The sequence below is a fragment of the Kribbella sp. CA-294648 genome, assembly GCF_050943845.1.
Taxonomy (GTDB): domain Bacteria; phylum Actinomycetota; class Actinomycetes; order Propionibacteriales; family Kribbellaceae; genus Kribbella.
The window spans coordinates 2,050,867-2,066,244 of the sequence record NZ_CP191981.1; the positions used below are offsets into that span (position 1 = coordinate 2,050,867).

Consider the following 15,378-nt stretch of genomic DNA (forward strand, 5'->3'; position numbering starts at 1 on the left):
ATCTCTGAGACAGGCGCACAACGTCGTGGGCCCGGCGCCGGAGCGCCGATTGTCGCGTGTGGAGACGGTGGGGAATGCAGAGCAAGCTGGACGTCCAGAAGGCGGAGGTTCTCGCCAAGGCGGTGGCGGCGGGATCGCACGGCAAGGACCAGTCGGTCGACGCCGGCCGGTTGCGGAACTTCCTGGAGCGGTACTACCGCTACGTCGCCGCGGAGGACGTCGCCGCCCGTCAGCCGACCGACTGCCTGGGCGCCGCGAAACACCACTACAAGTCGGCGCTGTCCCGGCCGCAGGGCACCGCCAAGGTGCAGGTCTTCACCCCGACGGTGGAGGAGCACGGCTGGTCCGCGAACGGCCGGACGGTCGTCGAGATCGTGATCGACGACATGCCCTTCCTGGTCGACAGCGCCTCGATGGTGATCACCGACCACAACCTCGAGCTGCAGTTGCTGGTGCACCCGCAGTTCGTGGTCCGGCGCGACATCGCCGGCACCCTGCAGGAGGTGCTCGACGACGCGGCCGCCGCGGACGAGCACGACCTGGTCCGGGAGAGCTGGATGCACCTGGAGGTCGAGCGGATCGCCGACCCCGCGGAGCACCGTGAGCTCGAGAACGCGCTGCAGCGGGTGCTGGGCGACGTCCGCGAGGCCGTCGAGGACTGGCCGAAGATGCACGAGAAGGCGGTCTCGATCGCCGAGGAGCTCGACGCGTCCAAGCTGCCGGTCAGCGAGAACGAGGTGGAGGAGGCCCGGGAGCTGCTGGAGTGGCTCGCCGACGAGCACTTCACCTTCCTCGGCTACCGCGAGTACAGCTTCACCATGCGCGGTGAGCAGGGCATCCTGCGCGGTATCCCGGGGACCGGCCTGGGCATCCTCCGGCCGGACCCGAAGCTCGACGAGAACGCCGGTCTGCTGCCGCCGGAGGTGAGTGCCAAGGCCCGGGAGAAGAAGCTGCTGATCCTGACCAAGGCGAACTCCCGCTCGACGGTGCACCGTTCGTCGTACCTGGACTATGTCGGCATCAAACAGTTCGACGAGAACGGTGAGCCGGTCTCGGAGTGCCGGTTCATCGGGCTGCTCTCGTCCACGGCGTACACCGAGAGCGTCATGCAGGTGCCGGTACTGCGGCGCAAGGCGATCGAGCTGTTCGCGCGCACCGGCTTCGACCCCAACAGCCACAGCGGCAAGGGCCTGCTCGACGTACTGGAGACCTACCCCCGCGACGAGCTGCTGCAGGCTCCAGTGGAGGACCTGCTGCCGATCGTGCAGTCCGTGTTGCACCTGCAGGAGCGTCGCGCGGTCAAGCTGTTCGTACGCCGCGACGTGTACAACCGCTACCTGTCCTGCCTGGTCTACCTGCCGCGTGACCGCTACACCACGGCGGTCCGGCTCAAGATGCAGCAGATCCTCAAGGACGCGATCGGCGCCGAGTCGGTCGACTACGCCGCCTACGTGACCGAGTCCGTGCTGGCCCGGGTGCACTTCGTGGTCCGGATGAAGCAGGGCGAGACGGTCGGCGAGTTCGACAACGAGGTGCTCGAGCAGAAGGTGGTCGAGGCGACTCGTGCCTGGCAGGACGACTTCAACGTCGCGCTGCACGAGCAGGGCGGCGACGTGGCCGTCACCAGGATGAGCAGCCAGTACGCGAACGCGTTCCCGGAGGCGTACAAGGAGGACTTCGACGCCCGGATCGCCGTGCGCGACGTGTCGATCCTGGACAAGCTGCCCGCCGAGGACGGCCTGGCCATGTCGCTCTACACCCCGATCGACGAGCAGTGGGAAGGCGAACGCCGCTTCAAGGTCTACCGCACCGGTACTGCGCTGTCGCTGTCCCAGGTGCTGCCGTTGCTGACCCACATGGGTGTCGAGGTGATCGACGAGCGGCCGTACGAGATCCGCCGGCCCTCCGGTACGGCGTACATCTACGACTTCGGTCTGCGGGCGCCCAGTGGCTACGAGGAGCGCGAGGAGCTGCGCGCGCTCTTCTCCGACACGTTCCAGGCAGTCTGGGAAGGCCGTGCGGAGAGCGACAAGCTCAACGCCCTGGTACTGCGCGGCAGCCTCAGCTGGCGCCAGGTGTGCATCCTGCGCGCCTACCAGCGCTACATCAGGCAGGGCGGTACGCCGTTCAGCCAGGACTACATCGAGAACACCTTCCTCAACCACGTCGACGTGGCCAAGCTGCTCGTCCAGCTGTTCGAGACGAGCTTCGACCCGGCCCGCGGCCCGGCCGACGACCCCGCCCGGGTGAACGCGGTGGCCCAGCTGGAGAAGGAGATCGTCGCCGCGCTCGACACGGTGAAGAGCCTGGACGAGGACCGGATCCTGCGGTCCTACCTGACCGTCATGAAGGCCACGCTGCGCACCAACTACTTCCTCCCCGCCGCCGACGGCAGCCCGCGGACGTACATCTCGTTCAAGCTGGAGCCGAAGGCGATCCCGGACCTGCCGCAGCCGCGGCCGGCGTACGAGATCTTCGTGTACTCGCCGCGGGTCGAGGGTGTGCATCTGCGCTTCGGCGCGGTCGCGCGCGGTGGGTTGCGCTGGTCGGACCGGCGCGAGGACTTCCGGACCGAGGTGCTCGGTCTGGTGAAGGCGCAGATGGTGAAGAACTCGGTCATCGTGCCGGTCGGCGCGAAGGGCGGCTTCTACGCCAAGCAACTGCCGGATCCGGCGGCCGACCGGGACGCCTGGCTGGCCGAGGGCGTCGCGTCGTACAAGACCTTCATCTCCGGGATGCTGGACATCACCGACAACATCGTTGCCGGTGACATCGTTCCGCCGCGCGACGTGGTCCGGTACGACGGGGACGACGCCTACCTGGTCGTTGCCGCCGACAAGGGAACGGCGACGTTCTCGGACATCGCGAACGGGGTCGCCAAGGAGTACGGGTTCTGGCTGGGCGACGCGTTCGCCTCGGGCGGTTCGGTCGGCTACGACCACAAGGCGATGGGCATCACCGCGCGCGGCGCCTGGGAGTCGGTCAAGCGGCACTTCCGCGAGATGGGCCACGACTGCCAGAACGCCGACTTCACCGTCGTCGGTGTCGGCGACATGAGCGGCGACGTGTTCGGCAACGGGATGCTGCTGTCCGAGCACATCCGGCTGATCGCGGCCTTCGACCACCGGCACATCTTCCTCGACCCGTCGCCGGACGCGGCGCTGTCGTTCATGGAGCGGCGCCGGCTGTTCGACCTGCCGCGGTCGTCGTGGGCCGACTACGACGCGTCGCTGATCTCGCCCGGCGGTGGGGTCTACGCGCGGACCGACAAGGCGATCCCGATCACCGCGGAGGTGCGCGAGGCGCTCGGCCTGGAAGGCAATCCGGCCTCTCTGACGCCGAACGAGCTGATGCAGGCGATCATCAAGGCGCCGGTCGACCTGTTCTGGAACGGCGGCATCGGGACCTACGTGAAGGCCGTCACCGAGTCGCACGCCGACGTCGGCGACAAGGCCAACGACGCGATCCGGATCAACGGGTCCGACCTCCGCGCGCGGGCGGTCGGTGAGGGCGGCAACCTGGGCTTCACCCAGCTCGGCCGGATCGAGTACGCGATGCACGGCGGCCGGATCAACACCGACTTCATCGACAACGTGGCCGGCGTGGACACCTCCGACCACGAGGTGAACATCAAGATCCTGCTGGACAAGGTGGTCGCCGACGGCGACCTGACCGAGAAGCAGCGCAACGACGTGATCGCGTCGATGACCGGCGAGGTCGCCGAGCTGGTGCTGAAGAGCAACTACCGGCAGAACATCGGCCTGGCCAACGCGACCGCGCAGGCGCCGGCGCTGATGCACGTCCACCAGGACTGGGTCCGGCGGCTGGAGAAGCAGGGCCTGCTCGACCGCGAGCTGGAGTTCCTGCCGAGCGTCGCGGAGTTCAAGCGCCGCAAGGCCGAGGGGCGTGGGCTGACCTCGCCGGAACTGTCGGTGCTGATCGCCTACACCAAGATCGTGCTCGAGGCCGAGCTGCTCAAGACCACGCTGCCGGACGACAAGTACCTGGAAGCCAAGCTGGTCAGCTACTTCCCGAAGGCGATCCAGGACCGGTTCGCCGAGCCGATGAAGTCGCACCAGCTGCGTCGCGAGATCATCACCACGCAGGTGGTGAACGAGTTCATCAACTCCTCCGGCATCACCGCGTACCACCGGCTCTCGCTGGAGACCGGCGGGTCGATCGAGGACGTCGTGCGCGCCAACCTGGCCGCGTCGCGGATCTTCGCCCAGCCCGAGCTGCTGGCCCGTAACGCGGAGCTCGACAACGTGGTGGACGCCAAGACCCAGACCGCCATGCGGCTGGAGACCCGGACGCTGGTCGAGCGGGCCACCCGCTGGCTGGTCTCGAACCGCCGGCCCCCGGTCGACATCGCCGACTTGATCGACTTCTTCGCACCGGGTATCGCCAAGCTCACTGCAGCCCTTCCCGACGTACTGCGTGGGCGTGAGCTGGCGTTGTTCGAGCAGCGGCGCGAGTTGCTGGTGTCCAACGGCGTGCCGGGGGACTTCGCCACCCGGATCGCGGTGCTGCCACCGGCGTACGCCGGGCTCGGGATCGTGGAGACGGCGGATCGCGACGACCTCGACGTACTGGAGGTCGCCAAGGTCCACTTCGCCCTCGGCGAGCGACTGCACCTCGGTCAGTTCCTCGAGCGGATCATCGGCCTGCCCCGAACGGACCGCTGGCAGACGATGGCCCGGGCGGCCCTCCGCGACGACCTGCACGCCGTCCACGCGCACCTGACGGCCCAGGTCCTGGCCTCCACCGACGCCTCCGCCGAACCCGAGGACCGCGTCATCACCTGGCAGGACATGAACGAAACAGCCCTGTCCCGCGCCGCCACCATGATGGAAGAGATCGTGGAAACCGAAGGCCCCGAACTCGCCCATCTCTCGGTAGGCCTCCGCCTGGTCCGCACCCTCCTCAACACCCAAGCGTGACCGGTACGACGGAGGAGCAGGGCCTGCTCCTCCGTCGGAGGCCCTGCCCAGCCCACGCGCTCAGGGCGCGGATCGCCACGCATACACAACCCTCCAGCCCGCCCTCGACACGCCGGGGGAAGCCCCCGGCGGCGCGTGCTTTCGTCGTACGGACCGGACCGCCACGCATACACGACCCTCCGGCCGGCCCTCGACACGCCGGGGGAAGCCTTTGCCAGGCGACGTGGTGCGTGCGTGGGCGTCCGCTTCCCCCGGGTGGCGGCCGGTACGGGCGTCACACCTAGGTGGGGATGTCGGCCGTGACGAGTGGCTGGAGTTTGCGCCGTAGTTGGGTGAAGTCGGGGGATCCGGGGAACTCGGCGTCTCTGCTCGCACCGGCGGGGATCTACCGGGAGTTCGCGAACGGTTTCGCCACGGCTTCAAGGGTGAAGCTGGTGACCTGTCTGCCTGACGTCACCTCGTACACCTTGTAGTCGTAGGTCGCGCTCTGTGCTGTGAGCGTGTGCACCGGTCCGCCGCCGACCGGACGGAAGCCGCAGGTCTGCAGCGGACCCTTGGATCCCACGGCGTACTGGTACTCGCACACGACAAGCTGCAAGTCCTCGACCTGGTAGGCGCCGCTCGCGCGCGCAGGCACCCAGCTCGCCGGCAGGCCCCCGGTGGCGTCGCTGGGCCCGTCCACGATGAGCCGATGCGGTCCTGGCCCTCGGTAGGGGGTGCCCTCCTCGGCCATCCGGGAGTTGCTGACGATCTGGCTGGACTCCCGGTCGGGTGGACACAGCGAGAACGGCCGGTCGTCCTCGGTCAGGGTGCGAACCACCGTCGGGCCGGCGGCGATCCCCCGCCGGAATGACGATCAGGCCCAGCAGGACCATCGGCACCATCCACCGACCGCTCATCTGCCCATTGTCGCAAGACCCGCGGCGTCACCGTTGCGACAAGCACTAGGCTTCGGGCGTGGCGAGCCTTGTGGATGTGGTGGGTGGGTGTGAGTATCCGGGGCGTGGGGTGGCGATCGGGCGGGACAGTGACGGGGTGCCGTTCGCGGCGTACTGGCTGACCGGGCGGAGTGCCGCGTCGCAGCAGCGTGAGCTGGTGGTGTCGGAGTACGAGATCGTTGTGCAGGATGTCCGGGGTGCCGCGACGGACGAGTTACGGCACTACACGGCCGCGATCCGCGACGAGGAGTGGGTGATCGTCGGCAACGGGACGCACGTCAGCGAGCTCGCCGGGACGCATGCCGACTGCGTCGACCTCCAGGTGGCGCTGCGGAATCTGGACTACGAACCCGATCCGCCGATCCGGACGCCGCGCATCTTCGCCGGCGCCGTCATCGAAGGACCCGAACTGCTCGATCTCGTCGTGGGGTCGGCCCGCTCGTACTCCGCGGACCAGGTGCAGCACCCGTCGCTGTTCCTCCGGCGCTCCGAGGAGGCAACAGCCGGCGTCGTCAGCACGTACCGCGGTTCCGCGGCCGAGGTGGTCACCGACGGCTATCCGGTGGTGGTCTCGGTCGACGCGGAGTGGGAAACCCTCCCCGACCTGCTCTGGAACCGCCTCGACCCGGCGCTGCGTGTGGGTCTCGTCGTCATTCCTCTCAACACTGAGACTTTCAGCGAAGCGATCCTTCGCGCCCGCTGAGGGTCAGCGTTCGGAGACGATGACGTCTACGGAGTACTGGTCGGCGCGGTAGCAGTGGTCGCCGAACTCGACCGGTGAGCCGTCGGCGTCGTACGCGCTGCGGGTCATCGTGACGAGCGGCTCGGCCTTGGACATGTGCAGCGTACGGCGCTCCTCCGCGCTCGCGTTGCGGGCGCCGATGCGTTGCCGCGCCACCGTCGGGCGGATGCCGCGCGCCCGGAGTACGGCGTACAGGCCCTCGGTCTCGAGTTGCTCGACGGTCAGGTCGTCCATTGCCGGTGGCAACCAGTTGCGCAGGATCGCGAGCGGCTGGTCGCCGGCGTAGCGGAGCCGGACGATCGAGACCAGTGGCGTGCCGGGTGGCAACCCGAGCGCTTCGGCAGCCCGGTCGTCCTGCGCCGAACAGACCAGGGAGAGTACGTCGGTGCGCGGGGTGCGGCCTTCGCGGATCAGGTCGTCGTACAGGCTGGTCAGTTCGGCGCGGCGGTGGACCATCTGGTTCGCGACGGTCGTGCCGATGCCGCGGCGGCGGACCAGCAGGCCCTTGTTGACCAGCTCGGAGATCGCCCGGCGGACCGTCGGCCGGGACAGGCTGAGCCGGTCGGACATCGCCAGCTCGTTCTCGAACGCGTCCCCCGGCCGCAGGGTGCCGTCGCTGATGGCAGCGGTCAGTTGCTCGGCGAGCTGGTGATAGAGCGGCACCGGGCTCGACCGATCGATCTGGATCGGCAGGGCGGCCATGCTCGGATGTTACAGGAAGGAGGTTTGTATGTCCCAACGTGAAAATGTGCTTACAAAGTATTGACACCCTTCTCCCGGGCGGCGAAGCTGACGACGCGAACCAGTACCGACGGTGGCAGGGCCGACGGGTACTCACGAGCGCCTTGACGAGAGGGCACACAGGATGCGAATCGGGTTGGCCGGGACCGGGCGGATCGGGGCGTTCCACGCCGCGACGCTGAAGAGCCTGGCGGCGGTGGAGCAGGTCGTCGTGACGGATGTCGACGCCAGCCGGGCGGAGTTGGTCGCCAAGGATCTCGGGCTCGAGTTCGCGCCCGATGTCGACGCCTTGCTGACCAGCGGACTGGACGGCTTGGTCATCGCCGCAGCCACTTCCGCACACGCCGAGCTGATCGAGAAGGCCGTCGCCGCCGGGATCACGACCTTCTGCGAGAAGCCGGTCGCGACCGATCTGGGCGACACCGAGCGGATCGTGGCGCTGGTCGAGGCCTCGGACGTGCCGGTGCACATCGGCTTCCAGCGCCGCTTCGACGCCGGCTACCGTACGGCGCGGGAGCAGGTCGCCAGTGGCGGGCTCGGTTTCATCCACCACATCCGGGCGAACACCAACGATGCCTTCCCGCCGCCGCAGGAGTACATCCCGACCAGTGGCGGCTTCTTCCGCGACTGCACGGTGCACGACTTCGACATCATCCGGTTCGTCACCGGTCGCGAGGTGGTCAGCGTCTATGCCACCGGCGCGAACCGCGGCGAGCCCTTCTTCGGCGAGTACGGCGATGTCGACGCCGCCGCGGCTCTGCTGACACTGGACGACAACACGTTCGTCTCGGTCAGCGGCACCCGCTACAACGCGGCCGGCCACGACGTGCGGATGGAGATCCTCGGCTCGCTCGGCTCGATCGCGATCGGGCTGGACGAACACACCGCCCTGCGCTCGGCCGAGCCCGGCGTCACCTTCCCGGGCGGGCAGGCACACGCCACGTTCATGGACCGCTTCCGTCCGGCCTATGTCGCCGAACTGACCGCCTTCACCGAGGTCGTCGCCGGCACCCGCGAGGTGCCTTGCATAGTCCGCGACGCCCTCCAGGCCTTCCGCATCGCCGACGCCTGCGAACTGTCCCGCCACCAGAACCGAGTTGTTGCATTAGGCGCCGACTCATGACGTGCTTCGGCACTGGCGGCGCCCAGGCACGCACCTCGCGGCGCCGGGGAAGCAGCCACGATGAACCCCGCATCGAGACCACTTCCCCGGCTTGCGATGCACGCACCTGGACACCGCCAGCACTCGAACCACGCCATGAGACGACACCTAAGGAGATCGGCGCATGACCGAGATCGCTGCCAGGATCGCCGGAGCGCCCATCTCCTGGGGTGTCTGCGAGGTCCCGGGCTGGGGGTGGCAGTACGACCCGGCCACGGTGCTGGCGCAGATGCGTGAGGTGGGGATCGCCGCGACCGAGTTCGGGCCGGACGGGTTCCTGCCGGACGACCCGGCCGAGAAGGCGAAGGCGCTCGCGGATCTCGGGTTGCGGGCGGTCGGCGGGTTCGTGCCCGTAGTACTGCATGATCCTTCGCACGACCCCTCTGCTGAGGTTGCTCGCGCGTTGGAGGGCTTCGTCGCTGCCGGTGCGAGCACGCTGGTGCTTGCCGCGGCGACCGGACAGGACGGGTACGACGGTCGCCCGGTGCTCGACTCGGTCGGCTGGAACACGTTGCTGGCCAACCTCGATTCGCTGGCCGCGCTGGCCGCGAAGCAGGGCATCACCGCAACGCTGCACCCGCATGTCGGCACGATGATCGAGAACGCGGAGGACGTCGACCGGGTCCTGCAGGGCTCGACGATCGGGCTCACGCTCGACACCGGACATCTGCTGATCGGTGGGGTCGACCCGGTCGCACTCGCGCTGGAGCACACCTCGCGGATCCTGCACACGCACTTGAAGGATGTCGACGCTGCTTGGGCGGCGAAGGTGCAATCTGGTGAGGTGAGCTACACGGACGCAGTACGGGCTGGGATGTATCGGCCTCTGGGTGGTGGCGACATCGACCTGACCACCATCGTGTCGGCCTTGGAGAAGTCGGGGTACGACGGGTGGTACGTGCTCGAGCAGGACACGATCCTGGTGGAGCGGCCGTCGGATGACGGGCCGCTGGCCGACGTCCGGGCGAGTATCGAGCACCTGCGCCGGATCGCCGAGGCGGTCTGATGGCCGACGACGTACTGACCATCGGGCGGATCGGGGTCGACCTGTACCCGCTGCAGACTGGCACGAAGCTGGAGGATGTCGAGAGCTTCGGCAAGTTCCTCGGCGGCAGCGCGACCAATGTCGCCGTCGCGGCCGCGAAGCACGGGCGGAAGTCGGCGGTGATCAGCCGGACCGGCAACGACCCGTTCGGCACCTTCATCCACCGGACGCTGCTGGAGCTCGGCGTCGACGACCGGTTCGTGACGCCGGTGGAGGGGCTGCCGACGCCGATCACGTTCTGCGAGATCTTCCCCCCGGACAACTTCCCGCTGTACTTCTACCGGTTCCCGAAGGCGCCCGATCTGGTGATCAACCCGTCCGAGCTGGATCTGGAGGCGATCAAGGACGCGTCGATCTACTGGTCGACCGTGACCGGGTTGTCGGCCGAGCCGAGCCGGACTGCGCACTTCACCGCCTGGGAGGCGCGCAAACGGCGGCCGTTGACCGTGCTCGACCTGGACTACCGGCCGATGTTCTGGGCGGACCCGAGCGAGGCGCACGAGCAGGTGAACCGCGCGCTGCAGCACTGCACGGTTGCCGTGGGCAACCGTGAAGAGTGCGAGGTGGCGGTCGGTGAGACCGACCCCGACAAGGCAGCCCAGGCGCTGCTCGACCGCGGGCTCGACCTGGCGGTCGTGAAGCAGGGGCCGAAGGGGACGCTGGCCCGGACCCGCGACGAGCGGGTCGAGGTGCCGCCGTTCCCGGTCGAGGTGGTCAACGGCCTGGGTGCCGGCGACGGCTTCGGTGGCGCGCTGTGCCACGGCCTGCTGGCCGGCTGGCCGCTCGAGAAGGTGATCCGGTTCGCGAACATCGCCGGCGCCATCGTCGCCTCCCGCCTGGAGTGCTCCACCGCCATGCCCACCGAATCAGAGGTCCTCACCTTGCTGGGTGATTCCGCATGAGTCCGACCGCGAGCAACCTCCCGGAAGCCAGACCTGGCAAACCTTCTGTGGATGCAGCGGGTGGGCTGGGGAGTGACGTGAATCTGACGGAGATCCGGGTTCGGCATCCTGAGCGGATCGCCGAGGCTTGGCAGCAGCGGCGCCGCCGCGAGTTGGTGGGTGACGATGGCCGGCTGCTGATCGTTGCGGCCGACCACCCCGCGCGGGGCGCACTCGGCGTCCGGGGCGACCAGTTCGCGATGGCGAGCCGGCCGGGGCTGATCGACCGGCTCTGTACTGCGCTGCGTCGGCCGGGCGTCGACGGTGTGCTGGCGACTCCCGACGTTCTCGAAGACCTGCTGCTGCTGGGCGCGCTCGAAGGCAAGGTCGTCATCGGGTCGATGAACCGTGGCGGGCTGCAGGGCGCGTCGTTCGAGCTGGACGACCGGTTCACGGCTTACGGTACGGCGGATGACATCGCCGCGCGCAGGCTGGACGGCGGCAAGATGCTGACCCGGATCTGCCTGGAGGACGCCGGTACCGCGGCGACGCTGGAGAGCAGCGCCCGGGCGGTGACGGAACTGGCCGAACGCAAGCTGATGGCGATGGTCGAACCGTTCTGGTCGGTCCGCCGCGACGGCCGGGTGACGAACCTGCTCGACCCCGACTCGGTGATCAAGTCGGTGCACATCGCCTCCGGTCTCGGCGCCACCAGCGCGTACACCTGGCTCAAACTGCCGGTCGTCGACGACCTGGATCGGGTGATGGAGGCAACGACTTTGCCGACCTTGCTGCTGGGCGGCGACCCGACCGTGGCCCCGGAAGAGACGTACGCGTCCTGGGGCAAGGCGTTGAGCCTTCCCTCGGTCCGCGGTCTGGTCGTCGGCCGGGCTCTCCTCTTCCCACCCGACGGCGATGTCGCCGCCGCCGTCGACCAAGCCGCCACCCTCGTCCACGGAGGCGCCGCATGACCACCACCCACCCTCATCCGGCACCCACCGCCGCCGCGGTGCCCTCCCACCAACCGCACACGGCCTCGACCGTCCACGGAGGCGCCGCATGATCGCCTTCCACCCTCATCCGGCTCTCACCGCCGCGGCGGTGCCCGCCCGGCAACCGCACACGGCCTCGACCGTCCACGGAGGCGCCGCATGACTGAATGGTTCAGGCCCGCCGGTTCCACGGCGCGCGCCGGGTTCGATGTGATGGTCAGCCCGGGGGAGGAGGGCTGGGAGCACACCGGCCTGTACGTCGCGACGCTGCAGGCGGGACAGTCCGTTGAGATCGAGACAGGGGAGTGCGAGTGGCTCGTCTTGCCCTTGTCCGGATCGGCTGAGGTCATCGTCAGCGGCGAGACCGTGCCGCTCGCCGGTCGTGCGGACGTGTTCGCCGGTCCGACCGACCTCGCCTATGTGCCGCGGGGCACCAGGATGGCGGTGGTCAGCGCGGGTGGGGCGCGGATCGCCTTCCCGCACGCCCGGGCTGCCTCGGACTATCCGTTCCGACGGATCGGCGTCGAGCAGGTCGAGACCGAACTCCGGGGCGCGGGTGTCGCCTCCCGGCAGGTGCGCAACTTCGGCACGCCGGCGGTGCTCGAGGCCGACTCGATCATCGCGTGCGAGGTGCTCACCCCGGCCGGGAACTGGTCGTCGTACCCGCCGCACAAGCACGACGAGCACAAGCCTGGCAAGGAGAGTGAGCTCGAGGAGATCTACTACTTCGAGCTCCAGCTCTCCGACGCCGCCCCTGAGGTTGTCAAGGGCAACGACCCGATCGGTTACCAGCGGGTCTACGGCACCGACGACCGTCCCATCGACGTACTGGCCGAAGTCCGCGGTGGGGATCTGGTGCTGGTACCTCATGGTTGGCATGGTCCGGCGATGGCGCCTCCTGGTTATGACATGTACTACCTGAACGTGATGGCCGGCCCCGGCACCGAACGCGAGTGGCTGATCAGCGACGACCCCCAGCACGGCTGGGTCCGCGAACTGTGGAAGACCGAAAAGATCGACCCCCGCCTCCCCTTCGGAGCGCGCTGATGGCTGCTGGTTTCAGGACGAGTGAAGTGATGACGACGGGTTGCGGAGGAGAACTATGACGGTGCGTCTCACGGTCGCGCAGGCGCTGGTGCGATTCCTGGGCGTCCAGTACTCGGAGCGCGACGGGCAGCGGCAGAAGCTGTTCGCGGGCTGTTTCGGCATCTTCGGGCACGGCAATGTGGCCGGTCTCGGCCAGGCGTTGCTGCAGTCGGAACTCGACGATCCCGAGGCGCTGCCATACATCCTCGCCCGCAACGAGCAGGCCATGGTGCACAGCGCCGCCGCGTTCGCCCGGACCCGCGACCGCCTGCAAACCTATGCCTGCACGGCGAGCATCGGCCCTGGCTCCACCAACATGATCACCGGCGCGGCGTTGGCCACGGTCAACCGGCTACCAGTTCTCCTCCTTCCGTCGGACGTGTTCAGCACCCGGGTCGCGACACCCGTGTTGCAGGAACTGGAGAGCACCGCCGCCGGCGACGTATCCGTGAACGACGCCTTCCGCCCGGTCTCGAAGTACTTCGACCGGGTCTGGCGCCCGGAGCAACTGCCGTCGGCGCTGCTGAACGCGATGCGCGTGCTGACCGACCCGGTGGAGACGGGTGCGGTCACGATCGCCCTGCCGCAGGACGTGCAGGCCGAGGCGTTCGACTGGCCCGAGGAACTGTTCGCCGAGCGCACCTGGTACATCGCGCGTCCGTTGCCTGAGGCATCTATGGTCGAAAAGGCCGCGGCGCTGATCCGGTCTTCGCAGCGTCCGCTGATCGTCGCCGGTGGCGGCGTCGCCTACTCCCGCGCGCAGGACGCGTTGCGTGAGTTCGCCGAGCAGACCGGCATCCCGGTGGCGGAAAGCCAAGCAGGCAAGGGATCTCTGCGCTACGACCACCCGCAGTCGGTCGGCGCGGTCGGGTCCACGGGCACGACGGCCGCGAACGCGCTGGCCCGCGAGGCCGACCTGGTGATCGGTGTCGGCACCCGCTTCGCCGACTTCACCACCGCCTCGCGGACGGCCTTCCAGAACCCGGACGTGCGGTTCGTCAACATCAACGTGGCGCGGTTCGACGGTGGCAAGCATGCTGGTCTCCCTGTCGTTGCCGATGCCCGGGAAGCCCTTGTTTCCTTGGCTTCCGCGCTCGGTGAGTGGTCTGTGCGGGACCAGTACAGAACACTGACCGCCGAGCTCGCAACCCAGTGGGACGCGATTGTGGACAACACGTACAACCCGTCCACAGAGGTGACCGGGCGACTGGCCGAAGGCCTGCTCACCCAAGGCGAGGTGCTGGGTGCCGTCAACGAATTGTCGGCGCCGTCTGATGTGGTGGTGTGTGCGGCCGGTTCGATGCCGGGCGACCTGCACAAACTCTGGCGGACCCGCGACCCGAAGGGATACCACGTCGAATATGGCTACTCCTGCATGGGTTACGAGATCGCCGGCGGCCTGGGGGTTCGCCTCGGCGCCCCCGAGCGCGATGTCTTCGTCCTGGTCGGCGACGGGTCGTACCTGATGATGTCGAGCGAACTGGTCACCGCCGTCCAGGAGAACCTGAAGATCATCGTCGTCCTGGTGCAGAACCACGGCTTCGCCTCGATCGGCGCCCTGTCCGAATCCCTTGGCTCACAACGATTCGGTACGGCGTACCGGCGGCGCGGCGGTGATGGCCGGCTGGACGGCGACTACCTCCCCGTCGACCTGGCCGCCAACGTGCGCAGCCTGGGCGTCGAGGTGCTTGACGTGAACAGCCGCGCCGAGCTGGAGAAGGCGATCGGTACTGCGAAGGCAGCCGATGGGCCGATCGCGATCCACGTGAGAACCGATCCGTTGATCGGCGCACCGAGCAGCGAGTCGTGGTGGGACGTGCCGGTCAGCCAGGTGTCCGACCTGGACTCGACGCGGGCCGCCTCGGCGGCGTACGAGGAATCCAAGAAGGCACAGCGGCCGTACCTGGCCCCAGTCGAAGGAGACAGCCGTGGGTAGGGTCACCGTCGGAAGTGCGCCCGACTCCTGGGGCGTCTGGTTCGCGAACGACGATCAGCAGACACCGTGGGAGCGGTTCCTCGACGAGGTCGCCGCAGCCGGGTACCGGCGGATCGAGCTCGGTCCGTACGGCTACCTGCCGACCGACCCTGCGCGCCTCAAGGAGGAGTTGGACAAGCGCGGCCTCGAGGTGACGGCCGGCACGATCTTCGAAGGCCTGCACCGGCCGGACTCGTGGGATTCCACCTGGCGCGATGTCTCGGCCGCCGCCGAGCTGGCCGCGGCGATGGGTGCCCGGCATCTGGTCGTCATCCCGTCGATGTGGCGCGGTGCGAACGGTGAGATCGTCGAGCCACGGCTGGACCACGAAGGACAGGCGCGGCACGGGCAGCAGGTCACGGAGTTGGGCCGGCGGATCGCCGCGGAGTACGGGTTGAAGACGCAGTTCCATCCGCACGCGGACGGGCATGTGGACAACCAGGAGACCGTCGAGCGCTTCCTCGCCGAGACCGATGCGGAGTACGTCAACCTCTGCCTGGACACCGGCCACATCAGCTACTGCGGCGGTGACAACCTGGAGCTCATCCGGAAGTACCCCGAACGCATCGGGTATGTGCACCTCAAGCAGGTCGACCCCGCGGTGCTCGCGCAGGTCGAGGCGGACGGCGTCGGGTTCGACGAGGCGGTCCGGCGCGGTGTGATGTGCGAGCCCCCGCTGGGTGTTCCCGAGCTGCCCCCGCTGCTGCAAGCGCTCTCCGGCCTGGACGCTGATCTGTTCGCGATCGTCGAGCAGGACATGTACCCGTGTCCGCCCGACGTACCGCTGCCGATCGCGGAGCGCACCCTGGCCTACTTGCGGACCCACGGGGGTGGTGTATCCGTTTGACGACCAGCAGAGTAAAGCTCTCTGGTCAC

At 68.5% G+C, this 15,378-nt stretch carries 11 protein-coding genes; 9 read left to right on the top strand and 2 right to left on the bottom strand.

Features of this window, described 5'->3' with window-relative positions; genetic code table 11:
- Window positions 1-74 precede the first annotated feature (74 nt).
- Window positions 75-4,940 carry an NAD-glutamate dehydrogenase gene (locus tag ACQPYM_RS10000; protein WP_433018221.1) on the top strand — a complete coding sequence of 1,622 codons (4,866 nt, stop codon included), beginning with the start codon at window positions 75-77 and terminating at the stop codon, window positions 4,938-4,940.
- Between the two features lie 385 nt (window positions 4,941-5,325).
- On the opposite strand, the gene ACQPYM_RS10005 is transcribed toward ACQPYM_RS10000, so the two are convergent.
- Window positions 5,326-5,760 carry a hypothetical protein gene (locus ACQPYM_RS10005; RefSeq protein ID WP_433018224.1) on the bottom strand — a complete coding sequence of 145 codons (435 nt, stop codon included), beginning with the start codon at window positions 5,758-5,760 and terminating at the stop codon, window positions 5,326-5,328.
- Window positions 5,761-5,897: 137 nt separating this feature from the next.
- Here ACQPYM_RS10005 and ACQPYM_RS10010 point away from each other — a divergent pair, with 137 nt between their 5' ends.
- Window positions 5,898-6,581, top strand: a complete 684-nt coding sequence (locus ACQPYM_RS10010) for an IMP cyclohydrolase (RefSeq protein WP_433018227.1) — start codon at window positions 5,898-5,900, stop codon at window positions 6,579-6,581.
- Window positions 6,582-6,584: 3 nt separating this feature from the next.
- Here the strand turns inward: ACQPYM_RS10010 and ACQPYM_RS10015 are convergent, their stop codons facing one another.
- Window positions 6,585-7,322 carry a GntR family transcriptional regulator gene (locus tag ACQPYM_RS10015; RefSeq protein WP_433018230.1) on the bottom strand — a complete coding sequence of 246 codons (738 nt, stop codon included), beginning with the start codon at window positions 7,320-7,322 and terminating at the stop codon, window positions 6,585-6,587.
- A gap of 163 nt (window positions 7,323-7,485) precedes the next feature.
- Between ACQPYM_RS10015 and ACQPYM_RS10020 the strand changes: the two genes are divergently transcribed.
- From ACQPYM_RS10020 to ACQPYM_RS10050, 7 genes are all read left to right on the top strand, one after another.
- Window positions 7,486-8,484 carry a Gfo/Idh/MocA family protein gene (locus ACQPYM_RS10020; protein ID WP_433018233.1) on the top strand — a complete coding sequence of 333 codons (999 nt, stop codon included), beginning with the start codon at window positions 7,486-7,488 and terminating at the stop codon, window positions 8,482-8,484.
- A gap of 163 nt (window positions 8,485-8,647) precedes the next feature.
- Window positions 8,648-9,529, top strand: a complete 882-nt coding sequence (locus ACQPYM_RS10025) for a sugar phosphate isomerase/epimerase family protein (protein WP_433018236.1) — start codon at window positions 8,648-8,650, stop codon at window positions 9,527-9,529.
- The gene (iolC, locus tag ACQPYM_RS10030; RefSeq protein WP_433018239.1) at window positions 9,529-10,470 is read left to right on the top strand and encodes a 5-dehydro-2-deoxygluconokinase; all 942 of its coding nucleotides are present in this window, start codon (window positions 9,529-9,531) and stop codon (window positions 10,468-10,470) included. The genes ACQPYM_RS10025 and iolC overlap by 1 nt, the downstream gene beginning before the upstream one ends.
- 77 nt (window positions 10,471-10,547) lie before the next feature.
- Window positions 10,548-11,420 (top strand): Cgl0159 family (beta/alpha)8-fold protein, encoded by an 873-nt coding sequence (locus tag ACQPYM_RS10035; protein WP_433018242.1) that lies wholly within the window; start codon window positions 10,548-10,550, stop codon window positions 11,418-11,420.
- Window positions 11,421-11,600: 180 nt separating this feature from the next.
- Window positions 11,601-12,488, top strand: a complete 888-nt coding sequence (iolB, locus tag ACQPYM_RS10040) for a 5-deoxy-glucuronate isomerase (RefSeq protein ID WP_433018245.1) — start codon at window positions 11,601-11,603, stop codon at window positions 12,486-12,488.
- Between the two features lie 55 nt (window positions 12,489-12,543).
- Entirely contained in the window at window positions 12,544-14,463 is a 1,920-nt protein-coding gene (gene iolD, locus ACQPYM_RS10045) for a 3D-(3,5/4)-trihydroxycyclohexane-1,2-dione acylhydrolase (decyclizing) (protein WP_433018248.1), read from the top strand.
- On the top strand, window positions 14,456-15,349 hold the full coding sequence (locus ACQPYM_RS10050) for a TIM barrel protein (RefSeq protein ID WP_433018251.1): 894 nt from the start codon (window positions 14,456-14,458) through the stop codon (window positions 15,347-15,349). Before iolD ends, ACQPYM_RS10050 begins: the two co-directional genes overlap by 8 nt.
- The last annotated feature ends 29 nt before the right edge of the window (window positions 15,350-15,378 follow it).